We start from the raw sequence: 16,647 nt of genomic DNA, 5'->3' as shown, positions 1-16,647 counted from the left end.
CACTGCCGTCGCAGATATCACATAGCCCTATGACGCGGATGCGCGCGGGTTTACGCTGCGGCATTCTGTAATTTTTTGAGGAGAATACGACCATTCGCAGACCGTTCAAGACCGATGCCCCCGTAAAGGACGGGCCGCGCTCCAACCGTGAAATCCGCATTCCGAAAGTCCAGTTGATCAATGACGAGGGCGTGAACCTCGGCATCATCTCGACTGATGAGGCGTTGCGCATGGCGGAAGAAGCTGGGCTCGATCTGGTCGAGATCTCGCCGAATGCCGAGCCGCCGGTCTGCAAGATCCTCGATCTGGGCAAGCTGAAATTCGCCAACCAGAAGAAGGCGGCCGAAGCACGTCGGAAGCAGAAGATCGTTGAGGTCAAGGAAATCAAGATGCGCCCGAACATCGACACCCATGACTATGAGGTGAAGATGAGGGCGATGAATCGCTTCTTCGAAGAAGGCGACAAGGTCAAGGTGACCCTAAAGTTCCGCGGCCGCGAAATGGCCCACCAGGAACTCGGCATGAAGCTTCTGCTTCAGGTCAAGGAAGACACGGTTGCCATCGCCAAGGTCGAAGCAGAGCCGAAGCTCGAAGGCCGCCAGATGATGATGGTGCTCGCTCCGAAGTGAGCTGACGCCAACGAGACGTTCAAAAGGCCGCCTTTCGGGGCGGCTTTTTTCGTTTGCGGCATGCCGACCGTTTTCCCTGTCCGTCTCGGGTTCTTCGACTGACAGTTCGCTGACAGTCGCGCCGACCCGTTTGTCAGCGGCGCTGATGCATGATCCTCCCATCGACAACGCAGAAACATTCATCGGGAGGACATCTGATGACCAAGCTCCTTCGCCGCACGCTGCTCGTATCCAGCACCGCGCTTATGGCGATCACATTCATTCCGGTCCTGGGCAGCGTCGTCCCGGGTCCCCTCGCAGCTCTCGTCGCAACCGAAGCTCAGGCGCGGGGCGGCGATGACGACGACAGCGGCAGCGAGAGCGATGACAGCGGTCGCGACAGTGCCAGCGATCGTGACGACAGCGACGACGACAGCTCTGGCCGCGATCGTGATCGCAGCAGCAGCGATGATGATGACGACGATGACGACAACCGTGGTCGCGGTCGGGGTCGCGGTGGTGATGACGACAATGACGATTCCGACGACGACGACGACAACGGGCGCCGTGGTCGGGGCGGTGACCGCGACGAAGTCCGCGTGATCGTCAACGACAACCAACTGGCCGGACTGCGCAGCGGATCGATGATCCCCGTGGACCAGAACGGCAAGCGCCTGCGCTTCGAATTCGAGGAAGAACACGGCCAGACCGAAATCAAGGTCCGGGCACCACAGGGAACGTTGACCGGCGTTACGGTCATTCCCGCACCCTGATCGGAATCGGAACGGCGAAAGCCCGAGCCGCCGCGGGTTACAATTGAGCCGTTTCGCCCCGTCCGGCCCCCACCGGACGGGGATAGCTTTTCTGGTGTTGGCTGCAGAGGCGGCTCGCGCTAGTCTCTCCAAAACCCTGATTGAGCCATGATGGACCGTCGCCTTTTCCTGTTTGCATTGCTGGGCATATTGTCCGCCGGTTTTGTGCCGGCCGGCAGCGCCATGGCGAAAGACGGTGGCGACAGCGATGGCGGCGGAGACAGCGACAACAGCGGGTCGGGTGGTTCAGACGACGATTCCGATGATGACGACAGCGACGACGATGATGACGACAGCAGCGGTCGCGGTCGCGGTCGTGGAGGAGACGATGACGACGACGATGATGATGATGGTGATGATCGCAGCGGCCGTGGTTCGGGAAAGGATCGGGACCATCTGAGGGCGCGTGAAGCCGTCGATCAGGGACGCATCCTGCCGCTCCGCGAAATTCTCAAGCGCGTGGACGATCTCGGCGGTGGCCGGGTGATTTCGGTCGATCTCAACCTGAAGGCCCGCGCGCCCTACTACACATTGAAAGTACAAAGCGGGTCTCGTGTCAAAACGCTGAAGCTGGAAGCCGCGACCGGGCGAAAGCTCAATCTCTTCGGATGGTGACCCATGCGCATTCTGCTCGCGGAAGACGATCAGACCATTGCCGACCACACACGCAGCAAGCTCGAACTCGAGGGTTTTCTCGTGGATCATCGCGCCAGCGGCCCGGATGTCTGGGCCGAGGGCGAGACGGGGGATTATGCCGCGATCATTCTCGATCTCGGCCTTCCCGGCATGGATGGTCTGTCCATCCTCAAGCGCTGGCGGGCCGCAGGCCTCGACACCCCCATTCTGGTTCTGACGGCACGCGGCTCGTGGATGGAGCGGGTCGATGGGTTCGATGCGGGTGCCGATGACTATCTGCCCAAGCCCTTCCGCAGCGAAGAGCTCGTCGCCCGGTTGAGGGCGCTGTTGCGCCGCGCCGGTGGCGGTCGGGCGAAGGCGACAGCCTCTGCAGGTGGTTTCGTGCTCGATGAGACCGCCCGTCGTGTCACCTATGACGATCGTCCGGTCGATCTTACCCCCCTCGAATTCCGCCTGCTTGCCCTGTTGATCGCCGAACCACAGCGGGTCTTCGATCCGATCGAAATCGCCAGGCAGGTCCAGGGCCGTGATGACGATGCCGGGAAGAATGCCGTCGAGGCGATGATTGCCCGCATCCGGCGCAAGACCCATCCAACAGCCATCGCAACCCGACGCGGCTTTGGTTACACTCTGGCCGGCGAGGGGGCATGACCCAGTCCCTCCGCCTGCGTCTGCTCGTCGGAGCCGTCCTGGCGATCGCCTTCATTCTGCTTCTGGTCGCATCCGGCCTCAGCCGCATCTTTTCCAACTACGTCGCTGACCGCTACCGCGCCGACATGTCGGCCATCATCGACCAGTTGGCAGCCGGCGTCGAGTTTAGCGGCGGCAGGGCCCGCATGACCGACGAGCCGGGCGATCCGCGTTTCGAGCTTCCGGGGAGCGGGCTCTATTGGCAGGTGGTGGGTGAAAACGACCTGAGATTCCGTTCACGCTCCCTCTGGGATGTCGAACTCGCCGCCGACGCGCTGCAGGCAGGCCCCTACGGCTTCCGGGAGGGACAAGGACCGGATGGCGCCCTGATCCTGGTCCAGCTGCGCGATCTCGTCCTCGAAACGCCGGAGGGGAACCGGCCGCTGACCCTGCTTGCCGGTTTCGATCGCAAGGTCATGGACGACGCGATCTCGGAATACCACGGCGCGATGACGATCATGCTGGTGTTGACGGCGGCGGTTCTTCTGGCCGCGGCCTTCCTTCAAGTCGGGATCGGGTTGGCGCCGCTGTCTCGGTTGCAGGATGGATTGGCGCTCGTCCGCTCCGGTCGAACCGACCAGTTGCCCGACGCCGGACCGACGGAATTGCGCCCGCTGGTGGGCGAGTTGAACGGCCTGCTTCGGGAGCGCGAGACCGCGATCGAGCGGGCCCGCGCCCGGGCGAGCGACCTCGCGCATGGGCTGAAGACGCCGCTGACGGTTCTGTTGCAGCTCGCCGACAATCTTCCGGATCGGGAGCGGAGCATGATCCGACAGCAGGTCGACCTGATCCGCCAGCGTGCCGACAGGCAGCTGCAATCAGCGCGGCTCGGCGTAGAGCAGATGGCCCAGACGGGCCTCGCTTCGCTCACCGGCAAGCTGGTATCTGTTCTGGCGCCTGTGACTGCCGCGCGCGGCGTGACCTGGCAGATCGGGATCGACGAGGGGCTGACGGCGGACATGGATCCGGCCGACCTCGCGGAAGCTCTCGGAAACGTTCTGGACAACGCGACACGTTATGCCCGTACGGTGATCTCCGTGTCTGCAGAGCGCGACGGCGCATTCATCCGTCTCGACGTCGAGGATGACGGACCTGGCGTCGACGACGAGGATCTGGTCGCCATCGCCCGACGTGGCGTGCATCTGGCCGAGGACGAGGGCACGGGGCTCGGCCTTGCGATCAGCACCGACGTTCTGGCCGCTTATGGTGGACGCATCATGTTTGGTCGTTCCGAGCGGGGCGGGCTGAAGGTCGGCCTGTTTCTCCCCGCCCGACCCTGAGCCGTTTTCGGGCCTTTCAGAAGATTCCCGCCGTCACCCGTTGCGCTTTCCCGGGTCTGCGGTTATAAGCGCCCGTCCGAACGGTCCGGCAGGGCATGCCGTGGCCGTTCTTTATGCTTGAAAACGGGCATTCGTCAGCCTGTTTCGATACAAGAACAATGGAGTAGCAAAATGCCCAAGATGAAGACGAAATCCTCCGCGAAAAAGCGGTTCAAGATCACGGCTTCCGGCAAGGTCCTCGCGGCCGCTGCTGGCAAGCGTCACGGCATGATCAAGCGGTCCAACAAGTTCATTCGCGATGCCCGCGGCACGATGGTTCTGGCTGAACCTGACGGCAAGAAGGTCATCAAGAACTACCTGCCGAACGGTCTCTGAGACCCGATCGCTGTTGGACAATTAAGGAGATCATGACATGGCACGCGTAAAACGTGGCGTAACTTCCCGCGCCAAGCACAACAAGGTATTCAAGCAGGCCAAGGGCTTCTACGGCCGCCGCAAGAACACGATCCGGGCCGCCAAGGCTGCCGTCGATCGTTCGAAGCAGTTTGCTTACCGCGACCGCAAGAACAACAAGCGCAATTTCCGCGCTCTGTGGATCCAGCGTATCAACGCTGCAGTCCGCGAATTCGGCCTGAGCTACGGCCGCTTCATCGACGGCCTGAACAAGGCTGGCATCGAAGTCGACCGTAAGGTCCTCTCCGACCTCGCCATTCATGAGCCGGCTGCTTTCGCCAAGCTCGTAGACGCTTCGAAGAAGTCGCTCGCCTATCTCAAGGATGCCGGCACGACCAACGAGTTTGAAAGCGTGGTCAAGTAAGCCAGCGCTCCCAAGCTTCGATGCATATGGATTGGGAAACCCGCGCTGGACATCCAGCGCGGGTTTTTCGTTTGCCGCAGTGGCGGTACGGATTGGCCATGGATCATTTAGGGGATGGGTTCGGTGCGCCGAAAGGCGGGATCGAACTCGCGGACAATGAAATCGCTGAAGTCTTACGCGTGCTTGTCGGAAGCGACGAGCGGGTACAACGACTCGAACTTCCGCAACGCTGCCTTTGGATCAAACGCCAGGGCGTGAAGATGCTGCCCCGTTTTGTTTCATTCCAGGGGCTCGCCGCCAGGCTTCTGTCCGTGCCGCATCTGAGGCCCTCGCCGCAGCTTTCACCCGAGGCGATGCAAACGCGCGAGATCTCGCGCATGCGCGCCTTTGCCGCGGCGGGTTTTGCTGTGCCTGCGATCGCCTACCAGTCGAAGACGGCGATGGTGATGGAGGATGTGGGCCAGACGCTCGCGTCGCGGCTGAGAGATCTGCGGGTTGCGGACCCCGAGGCCCATGACGCGTTTTTGGTACAGGCGGCTGAAGCCCTCGGCCGCGTTCATGCCGCCGGCCTCAGCCATGGCCGCCCGCATGTCCGCGACTTCTTTCTGCGCGACGGCGAGGTGGGCTTCATGGATTTCGAGGAGGATCCCGCCTCGGTCATGCCGCTCGAAATGGCCCAGGCCCGGGACATCTTCTTGTATTTTCTCGTGGTCACCACAGCGTCAATCCGGCCGGATGAAACCTGTCCGGCGGCGCTCGAAGCCTGGTCGCGCCACGTCTCGGAAGCAGCCCATCGCGAATTGCACGCGCTGACAACGCTCGCCGGCCGAATTTTGCCGCTCGTACGGTTGATCGGCCGCGTGCACATGGGTAGTGATCTGCGACGCTTTATCATGGCAACGGAATTTCTGATGAAGGCCCCGCTCGACAGGACGGAGAGCTCGAACACCGCCAAGGCAGGACAAGATGGTTGAACTAGACGTTTTGAAGGCACAGCTTCTGGCGGAGATCGCCGCAGCCCATGACGAGGCCGCGATCGAAGCGGTGCGCGTGGCGGCCCTCGGCAAGAAGGGTTCGGTCTCGGAATTGCTGAAGACGCTGGGCGCGATGTCGCCGGAAGAGCGCCAGACGCGCGGTGCCGCGATCAACGCACTGAAGAGCGAGGTGACGGAAGAGATCACGACCCGCAAGACGGCGCTGAAGGATGCGGCGATCAATGCCCGCCTGAAGGCCGAGACGCTGGATGTCTCGCTGCCCGTCCGCTCCTCGCCGGCCGAGCGCGGCCGCATCCACCCGATCAGCCAGATCGTCGATGAGATCACCGCGATCTTCGCCGACATGGGTTTCTCGATCGCCGAAGGTCCAGATATCGAGACCGATTATTACAACTTCACGGCGCTGAACTTCCCCGAGGGCCACCCGGCCCGCGAGATGCATGACACCTTCTTTCTCTCACCCGACGAGAACGGTGAGCGCAAGGTGCTGCGCACGCACACCTCGCCGGTGCAGGTGCGCACCATGGAGGCCCAGAAGCCGCCGATCCGCATCGTCATTCCCGGCAAGACCTATCGCCAGGACAGTGATGCGACCCATTCGCCGATGTTCCACCAGGTCGAAGGTCTCGTCATCGATAAGACCGCCAATGTCGCGAACATGCGCTGGATCCTGGAAGAGTTCTGCAAGGCCTTCTTCGAGGTCGACAGCGTCACCATGCGCTTCCGCCCGTCCTTCTTCCCCTTCACCGAGCCGAGCTTCGAAGTCGATATCCAGTGCGACCGTTCGTCTGGCCCGATCGTCAAGTTCGGCGAAGGCACCGACTGGATGGAAATCCTCGGCTGCGGCATGGTTCACCCCAACGTTCTGCGCGCTGGCGGTCTCGATCCGGACGAATACCAGGGCTTCGCCTGGGGCATGGGCCTCGACCGCATCGCCATGCTGAAATACGGCATGCCGGACCTGCGCGACTTCTTCAATGCCGATGTCCGCTGGATGAGCCATTACGGCTTCCGCCCGCTCGATGTGCCGACGCTGTTCGGCGGTCTGAGCAGCTGATCTGCGAATAACTGGCTGCCGTGACGGCCAGATGGAGGGGCAGTTGGAGGCTGCCCCATCCGTGTGAATGAAGGCAAATGTGACGTGATTGAACATCTCGACAACATGCGCCCGGTCGATCTGCTTTGCGATGACGACCTGCTGCATGTGGAACTGACGGACGGTCGTATCGTCAGCGTCCCGGTCTGGTGGTACCCGCCCCTTCAGGAGGCGATGCCGGTGGAGCGGAACAACGTGGAATTCATGCCGTCGAGCATTCACTGGCCCGATATCGATCTCGATGTGACGGTGGTCAGCATGCTCCTCGGAAGACAGGCGTCAGGCGCGCGACCGCTGGACGCTTCGGGCAAGATGCAGATGGGAACCAGACAATGAAATTCACACTCTCCTGGCTGAAGGATCACCTGGAAACCGAGGCCTCGCTCGAGGAAATCTGCGAGCGGCTGACCGCGATCGGCCTTGAGGTCGAGGATGTTGATGACAAGGCGGCCTACAAGCCCTTCGTCATCGCCAGAATCCTGACGGCGGAAAAGCATCCCGAGGCCGATCGTCTGAAGGTGCTCTCGGTGGATGCCGGTGACGGCAAGCCGGTGCAGATCGTCTGCGGTGCGCCGAATGCGCGCGCCGGCATGATCGGCGCGCTCGCGCGTCCGGGCACCTATGTGCCCGGTATCGATGTCACGCTCTCCGTCGGCAAGATCCGCGGCGTCGAGAGCCATGGCATGATGTGCTCCGAAAAGGAGCTCAACATATCCGACGACCACAACGGCATCATTGATCTTCCCGATGATGCGCCGGTCGGCACCTCGTTTGCCTCTTATGCCGGTCTCGACGACCCGGTCATCGAGATCAACCTGACGCCGAACCGTCCGGACTGCACCTCGGTCTTCGGCATCGCCCGTGATCTCGCAGCCTCCGGTCTCGGCACGCTCAAGGCCCCGACGGCACCTATTTTCAAGGTCGAGGGTGAGACGCCGGTCGAGGTGAAGCTCGAACTGGAAGATCATCTCTGCCCCGGCTTCGCCTATCGCCTCGTGCGCGGCGTCAAGAACGGCCCGAGCCCGAAATGGATGCAGCAGCGGTTGCTTTCGATCGGCCTTCGTCCGATCTCCGCGCTGGTCGACGTCACCAACTACATGACCTTCGACCAGGGTCGACCGATGCATGTCTTTGATGCCGACAAGGTCAAGGGCGCGCTTACCGTGCGCCGGGCGAAGGACGGCGAGGAGATCCTCGCGCTCGACACCCGCACCTATAAGCTGAACCCGAACAATGTCGTCATCGCCGATGAAAACGGTCCGGAATCCATCGGCGGCATCATGGGCGGCGAGCATTCGGGTTGCGACGAGAACACCGTCAACGTCCTGATCGAATCCGCCCTTTGGGATCCGATCAACATCGCCAAGACCGGCCGTGCCCATGGCATCATCACCGATGCCCGCTATCGCTTCGAACGCGGCGTCGATCCGGAATACATGGTGCCGGGCCTGGAGCGCACCACCGAGCTGGTGCTCGACATGTGCGGCGGTTCGGCAGCAGCAGCCAAGGTCGAGGGCTACAAGGGCCATCAGAAAAAGGTCGTCGACTTCCCCTATGCGGAAGTGAAACGCCTGACAGGCCTCACCGTCTCCAATGACGAGTCGCGCCAGATCTTGACGGCACTCGGCTTCGAAGTCCTCTCGGGCGACGACAAGGCAGCCAAGGTCTCCGTGCCCTCCTGGCGCCCTGACGTCGATGGCAAAGCGGATCTGGTCGAAGAAGTCATGCGCATGCACGGCGTTGACAAGATCAAGCCGGAACCGCTGCCGCCGACCGGTTCGGTCAATGGCAAGATCCTGACGACGCTGCAGATCCGCACCCGCACGGCGCGCCGGGCGCTCGCCTCGCGCGGCATGCTGGAAGCCGTCACCTGGTCCTTCATCCCGGCCGAGCACGCCACGCTCTTCGGCGGCGGCAGCGAAAAGCTGAAGCTGGTCAATCCGATTGCCGCGGACATGTCGGACATGCGTCCGTCGCTTTTGCCTGGCCTGCTGACGGCGGCCCAGCGCAATGCCGATCGCGGCTTTGGCGATGTGGCGATCTTCGAAGTCTCTGGCACCTATGAGGCCGACACGCCGGAAGGCCAGCGTCGTGTGGCTGGCGGCGTGCGCCGCGGCACGGCATCGCTTGCAGGTGCCGGCCGCTCCTGGTCGAATGCGGCCAAGGGCGGCGGCAAGTCGGTCGATGTCTTCGACGCCAAGGCCGATGCGCTCGCCGTTCTCGAAGCCTGCGGCATCTCCACGGGCAATGTGCAGATCGAGCAGGGCGGCCCCGAATGGTATCACCCGGGCCGCTCCGGCACGATCAAGGCCGGCCCCAAGGTGACCCTCGGCTATTTCGGCGAATTCCATCCGAAGACGCTGGAAGCACTCGACGTCTCCGGCACACTCTGCGGCTTCGAGGTCTATGTCGATGCCCTGCCGGAGCCGAAGCAGAAGGCGACCCGCACCAAGCCGGCACTGGAGCTTTCGCCCTTCCAGATGGTCAAACGCGACTTCGCCTTCGTCGTCGAAAAGGCAGTCGAAGCGGGTGCGATCATCAAGGCGGCGACGAGCGCCGATCGCAAGCTGATATCAGGCGTCAATGTCTTCGACATCTTCGAAGGCGCCTCCGTCGGCGAAGGCAAGAAGTCGGTGGCGATCGAAGTGTTGATCCAGCCGGCCGACAAGACCCTGACAGACGAAGATTTCGACGCGCTGACGAAGAAGATCGTCGGCAATGTCGAGAAGTCGACGGGCGGAAGCCTGCGCGCGTAACATTGTTTGCGGTAGCGCTTCTGCCGCGCACAAGTCCACGAAAAAAGCCCTTCCCACGTCGAACGGGGGAAGGGCTTCTTGTAAGTCGCACTGGCTCCTGCGAGCGTGGCGGTAAAAGGCCGGGTCTAGCTCAGAGGCTGACGCGACGGCCTTCCTTGTCGGCGGACTTGCGGTCGCTGCCGTGCTTGGCCAGGATCGCCTTGGCGTCTTCGACCGAGATGCGGTGCTTCTTGGCAAAGGGAATGGGCTCATAGCCCTTGGCGGCTGCGGGAGCAGTGCTGGTTGTGTCGTCTGCCATGCTGGTCTCCAATTCGAAACTGCCCCGGCACGATGCCGAAGCCTTAGATGTCGCGGTGAACGGGGAAGGTGAGCTCGTCATTGCCGAGCGGATGCGACGCGTGCGAAGGGCGTCGCCAATATCCCCTATGTAGGGACAAGCGACCGAAAGCTCAATACTTCTTCTTACGCAGCGTCTTGTTGCCCTTGGGGCCAGTGTAGACAGGGGTGCGGTCGCGGTTCTCCGCCTGAAGCTGGCGCCAGCGCTCGAGCCTCTCGGCATCGAGCGTGCCCTCCTTGATCGCGGCCTGCACGGCACAGCCTTTCTCGTGGGAATGGCTGCAGTCGCGAAACTTGCAATGCGGCGCAAGCTCGGTGATTTCGGCAAACAGCGTGTCGATGCCGTCGGTGATGTCGCTGACATAGAGCGTGCGAATGCCGGGCGTATCAATCACCCAGCCGCCGCTGGCAATCGCATGCAGGGAGCGTGCCGTCGTCGTGTGCCGCCCCTTGGCATCATGCTCACGGATCGCGCCAGTCTTCTGCGCCGTCTCCTCACTGTGCCCGGCGAGTGTGTTCACCAGCGTCGACTTGCCGACGCCGGAGGAACCGACAAGAGCCACGGTTTGACCGGGGCCGCACCACGGCATCAAGGGATCAATGGCATCTGGCGAGCGGGCATTGACGATAACGACGGGTAGATCGCGCTGCAGCGCCTTTGCCTCATCGGCAAAGGGAGTTGCATCGTCCACAGTATCGGCCTTGGTCAGCACGATGACAGGCCGCGTGCCCGCCTCATTCGCCATGATCAGATAGCGTTCGAGCCGGGCCGGGTTGAAATCGGCGTTGCAGGACGTGACGATGAACAGCGTGTCGACATTGGCCGCGGCGAGTTGCTGGCCGAAGGCGCCTTCGGTGCGCCGCTGCAGCACGGTCTGTCTATCGAGCCGTCTTACCAGGAGACCGGTATAGGGCGCGGCGAGCACCCAGTCGCCCACGGCAAAATCGGCCGTGTTGCTGTTGGGCGGGAGCTCGATTGCGACGGGCCCGGTGTTGTCGATCGCCTCCAGCCGATCGCGATGCACGGAAGATATGCGGCGCACCAGGAGATCGGCCTCGTCAGCCGTCACTTGCTGGGTGAAGTAGGCCCCGAAGCCGAGCCGTGAAAGGGCGGCGATGTCATTGAGGCCGGTCAAGGGCGGATCACCAGAATAGAACGTCGGACCATGGGCACTTTCACTGTCGAGATGAGGCGTTGACGCTTCTCATAGCGCAGAAAGTATCCGCTGACGCGCAAAATCGATTGGCTCCTGAGATTGCAGGCGCCGCAGCAGCGGATCACAGCGCCGCGGTCGTCGGGCTAGCGGGCGGTCCGGGTAAACTGGATCAGCGGGCGGCCATGAAGCTGTGAAGGCTCCACATGCGCATCGATCGAGAAGATTTCGCGCAGCAGGTGCTTCGTGAGCACCTCCTCTGGCGTGCCGCAGGCGACGACCCGGCCTTCCTTCAGCACGATGAGCCGGTCGCAGAACATGGCCGCGTGATTGAGGTCGTGCAGGGCGATCACGCTGGTGAGCGGCAGATCCGATATCAGCGACAGAAGCGCGATCTGGTGCTGCACGTCGAGATGGTTGGTCGGCTCATCGAGGATGATTTCCTTGGGGGCTTGCGCCAGCGCCCGGGCGATATGCGCCCGCTGCCGCTCGCCGCCGGAAAGGCTCTGCCATGCATGATCACGTTTTGCCACCATGCCGGCCCGCTCGAGCGCCTGGTCGACGGCCACCTCGTCTTCGTTTGTCCAGGCGGAGAACATCGAGCGATGCGGGAAGCGGCCGAGCTTGACGACATCGACGACCCGCAGATTGGCATTGGTCGTGGCATGCTGTTCGACGAATGCCACACGTTGCGCCATCGTCTTGCGGGAAATCGACTGGATGTTCTGGCCGTCGAGGCTGATCGCGCCCGCATGCGGACGCTTCAGCCCCGCCAGGAGACGTAGGAGAGATGTTTTGCCCGACCCGTTGGGACCGAGCAGGCCGAGCATCTCGCCGGGGCGCGTGGCAAAGCTCACCTGGTCGAGAATGGTCTTCGACCCAATCTTCCAGGTGATGGTGTCGGCCGAGATGCTCATGTCGGACGCTGGAAACGATAGAGGATGATCGAGAAGACCGGCACGCCGACGAGGGCCGTCACGACGCCGATCGGCAGAACCTGCTGCGGAACCAGGATCCGCGAGGCGATGTCGGCGAGCACCATGAAGATCGCCCCGCCGATGGCGCAGGCCGGCAGCAAGCGGATATGCAGCGGCCCGACGAGGAAACGCGCGGCATGCGGGATCACGAGCCCGACGAAGCCGATCGAGCCGACCATGCTGACGATCGTCGCCGTCAAAAGCGCGGTCAGACAGAAGAGGGCGAGACGGGCGCGCCCGACATTGACGCCGAGTGCTGCGGCCGCCTCGTCGCCAAAGGCGAAGGCATCGAGGATGCGGGAATAGGCGAGACAGACGATCAATCCGAGCCCGACGACGACGGAGACGAGCATGAACTCCGGCCAACGAACGCCGCCGAAGCTGCCGAGCAGCCAGAACATGACGTCACGCGCCTGCTGGGCATTGCCAGCGGTGGTCACGATATAGGAGGTGGCGGCGTTGAAGAGTTGCGATGCCGCGACGCCTGCGAGAATGGTGCGGTCGGCCCCGCCACGCGTGCCGTTGGAAAGCAGGGCCACGAAGAGGAAGGCAGCGAAGGCGCCGGCAAAGGCACCGGCCGAGAGGGAAACGGCACCCGAGCCGAAGCCGAGGATGACGATACCCACGGCCCCCGTGGAGGCGCCGGCAGAAATGCCGAGCACATAGGGCTCGGCCAGCGGATTGCGCAGCAGCGACTGCATGATGGCGCCCGAGATCGCGAGCCCCGCACCGCAAAAGGCGGCAACGAGCGCGCGGCTCAGCCGGTAGTCCCAGATCACGGCCTCATGGATGCGATTGAGCTCGGCTGTCGTCCAGCCGAGCTTGTTGGAAATCGCAAGGAAGGTGGTGGCAAGTGGGATCGGCAGGTCGCCGATGCCCACGCTCAAGGCGACCACGAAGACCACGGCAGCCAGCGACAGCGCGACAAGCGCTAAGAGCCGCAACACCTGCCGTGGACCTGCCGACCGCCTCACTTGATCAGACCACGTGCCTTCAGCTGCTCGGCGACCTGTTCGGCGCCGTAGATCGTGCGGATCGTCGGGTTCATCGCCTGGCCATCCATGACGACGATGGCATTGTTCTTGACGGCCGGAATCTGGCTGGTCGCCGGATCAGAGGTCAGGAAGGCGATCTTGGCTTCCGGCTTGTCGAGTTCCCAGCGGTTGCGGTCGAGGCTGGCGACGACGATGACGGAGGGGTTGGTGGCGATGATGCTTTCCCAGCCCAGTGTCGGCCATTCTGCTTCCGCTTCGATCGCATTCACGCCGCCGAGCAGGTCGGCGATATAGCCGGACGCGCTGTACTTGCCGCCGAGATAGGCGTCGGCCGAGGGTGACTGGCTGGAGAACCAGAAGACATAGGAGAGCTTTTCACCCGACGGTGAGACGGAGGCGCGAAGGGCTGCCTCGCGCGCCTTGAGGTCGGCGATCAGGGCCTGGCCGCGCTCGGCGACGTCGAAGATCTGCGAGAGTTCGTCGATTTCGAGGTAGAGGCCGTCCATGCTCCAGAGCTTGTCGCGACCGCCGTACAGGTCGGTGTTGTCCTTCTTTTCCAGGCAGGTGCTGGGCGAGAGATAGGTCGGGATCTCAAGCTTGGCGAAATCGTCACGCTTGGCAACCTTGCTGTCCGGTCCGAGCAGGCTCGGCAGGGCAGCTGCGACAAAATCGGGGTTTTCCGAAAGAATGGCTTCGAAGGTCGGGAACTCGACGGTGAGCAGCTTTACCTTGGCATTGGCCTCGGCGAGATCAGGCAGCACCTTGCTCGGCCAGAAGGCCGTGCCGGCCATCTTGTCTTCGAGGCCGAGCAGCAAAAGGATTTCCGCGCTGTTCTGGCCAAGGCCGATCGCCCGCTCCGGCGCCTTCTCGAACGTGACGTCGATACCGCAATTCTGGATCGTCAGCGGATACTGCGTTGCCGCCGAGGCGGACGTTGCCAGAAAACCGAGGGCAGCGACGCCGGCGGCAAGAAGTGTGGAGGAGAGCTTGGTCATGGGAGGCTCCTGAAAGACATGATGGCAGCCACCTAAAGCCAATCGGCTCTGTAAACAAGATGGAAAAACTCAGGTTAATAAATTGCCGGGATCCGGATTTAGTGCTGTGCGATCTCGTAAGTTCTCGAGCGCCCGTTCCAGCACCCGGAAAGGTCGCGCATCGCCCATATGCGCGACGTTGAAGCGCATGAAGCCGTCCGATGACAGCGAGGGGCTGAAGACATTGCCGGGCGCCAGAACCACGCCCTGGGGGAGGGCGGCCTGGGCGATCGCCGTGGAGCTGATGCCATCAGGCATGCGGCACCAGAGATAGGGGCCTCCGCGGGGCACGAGCACCGGCTCCATGCCGAGACCGCCGAGACGGGTTGCGGCCGATCTTCGCTCCTTGTCGAGGCGACGATGCAACTGATCGAGATGTTTGCGATACCCCCCGCTCGACAACACGCTCGAGATCGCTTCGGACGCGACCTGGCTCGGACCACCGAACTGGGTTGCGACCTGCAGGTCGGTGAGCAGGCGGATGTGCTCGGGATCGGCGGCGATGAAGCCTGTGCGTAGCGAAGCCGAGATGGTCTTGGAGAAGCTGCCGATCCGGAGAACCCGGGACAATCCGTCCAGTGTCGCGAGCGTGATTGCCGGCTCCGGCTCGAAATCGGCGAAAATGTCGTCCTCCACCACCAGCATGTCGGACCGCCCGATGATGCCGAGCAACTGGAAGACGACCTGCGGCGAGAGCGTCGCGCCCGTCGGATTGTGCAGCCCGGAATTGGTGAGATAGAGGCGTGGCGTCTCGCGCATGACCGCTGCCTCGAAGGCGGCGATGTCAGGGCCGTTTTCCGTATAGGGCACCGGGACGACGACGGCCTGGTGGGCGCGCAGCAGCGTCTGGAAATTGAAATAGCAGGGATCGTCGACGATCACGCGGTCGCCGGGACGAAGCAGCAGACGGCACACGAGATCAAGCGCCTGCGTGGCGGAGCCCGCGAGCAGGACCTGGTCCTCTGCCAGTGTAATCGACTGCTGGCGGAGCCGTGTCTCCACGAAGCGTCGCAGGACAGCGCTGCCGCGCGAGGGGCCGTAGTCGGTGGTCAGGCTGGTCGCTTGGCGGAGCACGTTTCGCATGCCCGCATGCAGGAGGGCGGTCGGCATCCAGTCCGGTGGCAGCCAGCCGCAGCCGGGCTTGGATGTACCGGGATCCGCATCCAGCGCCTGCCTCGCCACCCAGAACGGATCGACCTCCATCGCGCGGGGCGGTTCGATCCGCACCAGTGGCGCGGGCGTGCGCCCGGCCTCGGTCACGAAGAAGCCGGAGCCGGGCCGCGGACGGATCAGGCCTTCGGCGGAGAGCCGGTCATAGGCCTCAACCACGGTGGAGGGCGACACAGAGAGCTCGACGGCGAGACGTCGGATCGACGGCAGCCGGTCGTTAGGGACCAGTCGGCCCGAACCGATGCGTCCGCGAATGTCGGCGATGACATGTCCCGTCCTTGATGCCGATCGCTGTAATGGGTGAACATGTTCGTTCATCTGTATGGCCTTCGTCATCAATACAGTTTGGCCGAATTGTATCGCTCCGTCTCTGGATGCGCCAGTCCCTCCGCGCGATAGGGGACCGCAGAAAAGTGGAGACAAGAATGACGACGTCCTGGAAAGCCTGGACCAGCGGTTTCATCGGCGTGCTGATCTTCAGCGGGTCCCTGCCGGCAACGCGCGTGGGTCTGGCCGATTTTGTACCGCTCTTTCTAACCTCCGCCCGGGCGGTTATCGCCGCTGTGCTTGGTGCCGCCCTGCTGATCGCCCTGAGAGAGAAGCGACCGCTGCGCAGCGACCTCTTTCCGCTGGCAATCGTTGCTCTTGGCGTTGTGGTCGGCTTCCCGCTGCTGACGGCGCTGGCACTGACGAGCATCAATTCGGCTCAGTCGATCGTCTTCATCGGACTGCTGCCCCTTTGCACGGCGCTGTTCGGCGTATTGCGCGCTGGCGAACGCCCCTCGGCGGTGTTCTGGATGTTTTCCGTCACCGGTGCAGCGCTTGTCTCAGGTTTTGCCCTCTCGACGGCAGCGGACATGGCCGTTGAGGGCGCACTACTGATGATCGCGGCGATTCTCGTCTGCGGCCTCGGTTACGCAGAGGGTGGGCGTCTCTCGCGTCGGCTCGGTGGCTGGCAGGTGATCAGCTGGGCGATGGTGCTGTCGCTGCCCGTCATGCTGCCCATCGCGCTCTGGACCATGCCGGATGATTTTGCCGATGTCTCGACCGCCGGCTGGTTGGCGCTCAGCTACGTCTCGCTGTTCAGCATGATGATCGGTTTCATCTTCTGGTATCGCGGCCTGGCTTTGGGGGGCATCTCCTCGGTCGGGCAGCTGCAGCTGCTGCAGCCCCTCCTCGGCTTTGTTTTGGCCGCAGGGCTGCTGCATGAGAAGGTCAGCCTTCCCATGCTGGCGACAGCCCTGCTCGTGGTGCTCTGCGTGGCTGGGAGCCGGCGCTTCGCCTGATGGGG

18 protein-coding genes are annotated in these 16,647 nt (G+C 63.0%); 12 read left to right on the top strand and 6 right to left on the bottom strand.

Annotation, left to right across the window (positions count from 1 at the left end):
• The first annotated feature begins 92 nt into the window (after positions 1-92).
• The 11 genes from infC (at position 93) to pheT (ending at position 9,690) form a co-directional block, all read left to right on the top strand.
• The gene (gene infC, locus E9677_RS05030) at positions 93-629 is read left to right on the top strand and encodes a translation initiation factor IF-3 (protein ID WP_136556954.1); all 537 of its coding nucleotides are present in this window, start codon (positions 93-95) and stop codon (positions 627-629) included.
• A gap of 197 nt (positions 630-826) precedes the next feature.
• A complete protein-coding gene (locus tag E9677_RS05025) occupies positions 827-1,381 on the top strand; it encodes a hypothetical protein (RefSeq protein WP_136556953.1) in 555 nt (184 codons plus the stop codon).
• Between the two features lie 147 nt (positions 1,382-1,528).
• A complete protein-coding gene (locus tag E9677_RS25385; protein ID WP_205910100.1) occupies positions 1,529-2,035 on the top strand; it encodes a PepSY domain-containing protein in 507 nt (168 codons plus the stop codon).
• 3 nt (positions 2,036-2,038) lie between these two features.
• On the top strand, positions 2,039-2,707 hold the full coding sequence (locus E9677_RS05015) for a response regulator transcription factor (RefSeq protein ID WP_136556952.1): 669 nt from the start codon (positions 2,039-2,041) through the stop codon (positions 2,705-2,707).
• Complete coding sequence (locus tag E9677_RS05010) at positions 2,704-4,026, top strand: sensor histidine kinase (protein ID WP_136556951.1); 1,323 nt, start codon at positions 2,704-2,706, stop codon at positions 4,024-4,026. Before E9677_RS05015 ends, E9677_RS05010 begins: the two co-directional genes overlap by 4 nt.
• A 171-nt stretch (positions 4,027-4,197) precedes the next feature.
• Positions 4,198-4,401, top strand: a complete 204-nt coding sequence (rpmI, locus tag E9677_RS05005; protein ID WP_102020677.1) for a 50S ribosomal protein L35 — start codon at positions 4,198-4,200, stop codon at positions 4,399-4,401.
• Positions 4,402-4,438: 37 nt separating this feature from the next.
• Positions 4,439-4,843: a 50S ribosomal protein L20 gene (rplT, locus tag E9677_RS05000; RefSeq protein WP_136556950.1), complete on the top strand. Its 405-nt coding sequence runs from the start codon at positions 4,439-4,441 to the stop codon at positions 4,841-4,843.
• Positions 4,844-5,103: 260 nt separating this feature from the next.
• Positions 5,104-5,817 carry a lipopolysaccharide kinase InaA family protein gene (locus E9677_RS04995; RefSeq protein ID WP_235882849.1) on the top strand — a complete coding sequence of 238 codons (714 nt, stop codon included), beginning with the start codon at positions 5,104-5,106 and terminating at the stop codon, positions 5,815-5,817.
• A complete protein-coding gene (pheS, locus tag E9677_RS04990; RefSeq protein ID WP_136556949.1) occupies positions 5,810-6,895 on the top strand; it encodes a phenylalanine--tRNA ligase subunit alpha in 1,086 nt (361 codons plus the stop codon). The genes E9677_RS04995 and pheS overlap by 8 nt, the downstream gene beginning before the upstream one ends.
• Positions 6,896-6,979: 84 nt before the next feature.
• Positions 6,980-7,270, top strand: coding sequence for a DUF2442 domain-containing protein (locus tag E9677_RS04985; protein WP_112247581.1), 291 nt, complete (start codon positions 6,980-6,982; stop codon positions 7,268-7,270).
• Entirely contained in the window at positions 7,267-9,690 is a 2,424-nt protein-coding gene (pheT, locus tag E9677_RS04980; RefSeq protein WP_136556948.1) for a phenylalanine--tRNA ligase subunit beta, read from the top strand. Before E9677_RS04985 ends, pheT begins: the two co-directional genes overlap by 4 nt.
• Positions 9,691-9,820: 130 nt before the next feature.
• On the opposite strand, the gene E9677_RS25125 is transcribed toward pheT, so the two are convergent.
• From E9677_RS25125 to E9677_RS04955, 6 genes are all read right to left on the bottom strand, one after another.
• On the bottom strand, positions 9,821-9,988 hold the full coding sequence (locus E9677_RS25125; protein WP_168801117.1) for a hypothetical protein: 168 nt from the start codon (positions 9,986-9,988) through the stop codon (positions 9,821-9,823).
• Between the two features lie 151 nt (positions 9,989-10,139).
• On the bottom strand, positions 10,140-11,162 hold the full coding sequence (gene rsgA, locus E9677_RS04975; RefSeq protein ID WP_136556947.1) for a ribosome small subunit-dependent GTPase A: 1,023 nt from the start codon (positions 11,160-11,162) through the stop codon (positions 10,140-10,142).
• Positions 11,163-11,326: 164 nt separating this feature from the next.
• Entirely contained in the window at positions 11,327-12,097 is a 771-nt protein-coding gene (locus tag E9677_RS04970; RefSeq protein WP_136556946.1) for an ABC transporter ATP-binding protein, read from the bottom strand.
• Positions 12,094-13,104, bottom strand: coding sequence for a FecCD family ABC transporter permease (locus E9677_RS04965; RefSeq protein WP_408014676.1), 1,011 nt, complete (start codon positions 13,102-13,104; stop codon positions 12,094-12,096). Before E9677_RS04965 ends, E9677_RS04970 begins: the two co-directional genes overlap by 4 nt.
• Positions 13,105-13,127: 23 nt before the next feature.
• Positions 13,128-14,147, bottom strand: coding sequence for an ABC transporter substrate-binding protein (locus E9677_RS04960; RefSeq protein WP_136556944.1), 1,020 nt, complete (start codon positions 14,145-14,147; stop codon positions 13,128-13,130).
• A gap of 69 nt (positions 14,148-14,216) precedes the next feature.
• Positions 14,217-15,674: an aminotransferase-like domain-containing protein gene (locus tag E9677_RS04955; RefSeq protein ID WP_168801116.1), complete on the bottom strand. Its 1,458-nt coding sequence runs from the start codon at positions 15,672-15,674 to the stop codon at positions 14,217-14,219.
• A gap of 107 nt (positions 15,675-15,781) precedes the next feature.
• Between E9677_RS04955 and E9677_RS04950 the strand changes: the two genes are divergently transcribed.
• The gene (locus E9677_RS04950) at positions 15,782-16,642 is read left to right on the top strand and encodes a DMT family transporter (protein WP_136556943.1); all 861 of its coding nucleotides are present in this window, start codon (positions 15,782-15,784) and stop codon (positions 16,640-16,642) included.
• The last annotated feature ends 5 nt before the right edge of the window (positions 16,643-16,647 follow it).

The organism is Peteryoungia rhizophila (assembly GCF_004912145.1).
GTDB lineage: Bacteria > Pseudomonadota > Alphaproteobacteria > Rhizobiales > Rhizobiaceae > Allorhizobium > Allorhizobium rhizophilum.
This window is presented reverse-complemented; position numbering and strand designations above follow the sequence as displayed.

What these genes read in the sequence shown, in the direction of transcription:
- E9677_RS05025 (WP_136556953.1), top strand. Translation starts at nt 827, where the DNA reads ATGACCAAGCTCCTTCGCCGCACGCTGCTCGTATCCAGCACCGCGCTT.
- E9677_RS25385 (WP_205910100.1), top strand. Translation starts at nt 1,529, where the DNA reads ATGATGGACCGTCGCCTTTTCCTGTTTGCATTGCTGGGCATATTGTCC.
- E9677_RS05015 (WP_136556952.1), top strand. Translation starts at nt 2,039, where the DNA reads ATGCGCATTCTGCTCGCGGAAGACGATCAGACCATTGCCGACCACACA.
- E9677_RS05010 (WP_136556951.1), top strand. Translation starts at nt 2,704, where the DNA reads ATGACCCAGTCCCTCCGCCTGCGTCTGCTCGTCGGAGCCGTCCTGGCG.
- rpmI (WP_102020677.1), top strand. Translation starts at nt 4,198, where the DNA reads ATGCCCAAGATGAAGACGAAATCCTCCGCGAAAAAGCGGTTCAAGATC.
- rplT (WP_136556950.1), top strand. Translation starts at nt 4,439, where the DNA reads ATGGCACGCGTAAAACGTGGCGTAACTTCCCGCGCCAAGCACAACAAG.
- E9677_RS04995 (WP_235882849.1), top strand. Translation starts at nt 5,104, where the DNA reads ATGCTGCCCCGTTTTGTTTCATTCCAGGGGCTCGCCGCCAGGCTTCTG.
- pheS (WP_136556949.1), top strand. Translation starts at nt 5,810, where the DNA reads ATGGTTGAACTAGACGTTTTGAAGGCACAGCTTCTGGCGGAGATCGCC.
- pheT (WP_136556948.1), top strand. Translation starts at nt 7,267, where the DNA reads ATGAAATTCACACTCTCCTGGCTGAAGGATCACCTGGAAACCGAGGCC.
- E9677_RS25125 (WP_168801117.1), bottom strand. Translation starts at nt 9,988, where the DNA reads ATGGCAGACGACACAACCAGCACTGCTCCCGCAGCCGCCAAGGGCTAT.
- E9677_RS04970 (WP_136556946.1), bottom strand. Translation starts at nt 12,097, where the DNA reads ATGAGCATCTCGGCCGACACCATCACCTGGAAGATTGGGTCGAAGACC.
- E9677_RS04960 (WP_136556944.1), bottom strand. Translation starts at nt 14,147, where the DNA reads ATGACCAAGCTCTCCTCCACACTTCTTGCCGCCGGCGTCGCTGCCCTC.
- E9677_RS04955 (WP_168801116.1), bottom strand. Translation starts at nt 15,674, where the DNA reads ATGAACGAACATGTTCACCCATTACAGCGATCGGCATCAAGGACGGGA.
- E9677_RS04950 (WP_136556943.1), top strand. Translation starts at nt 15,782, where the DNA reads ATGACGACGTCCTGGAAAGCCTGGACCAGCGGTTTCATCGGCGTGCTG.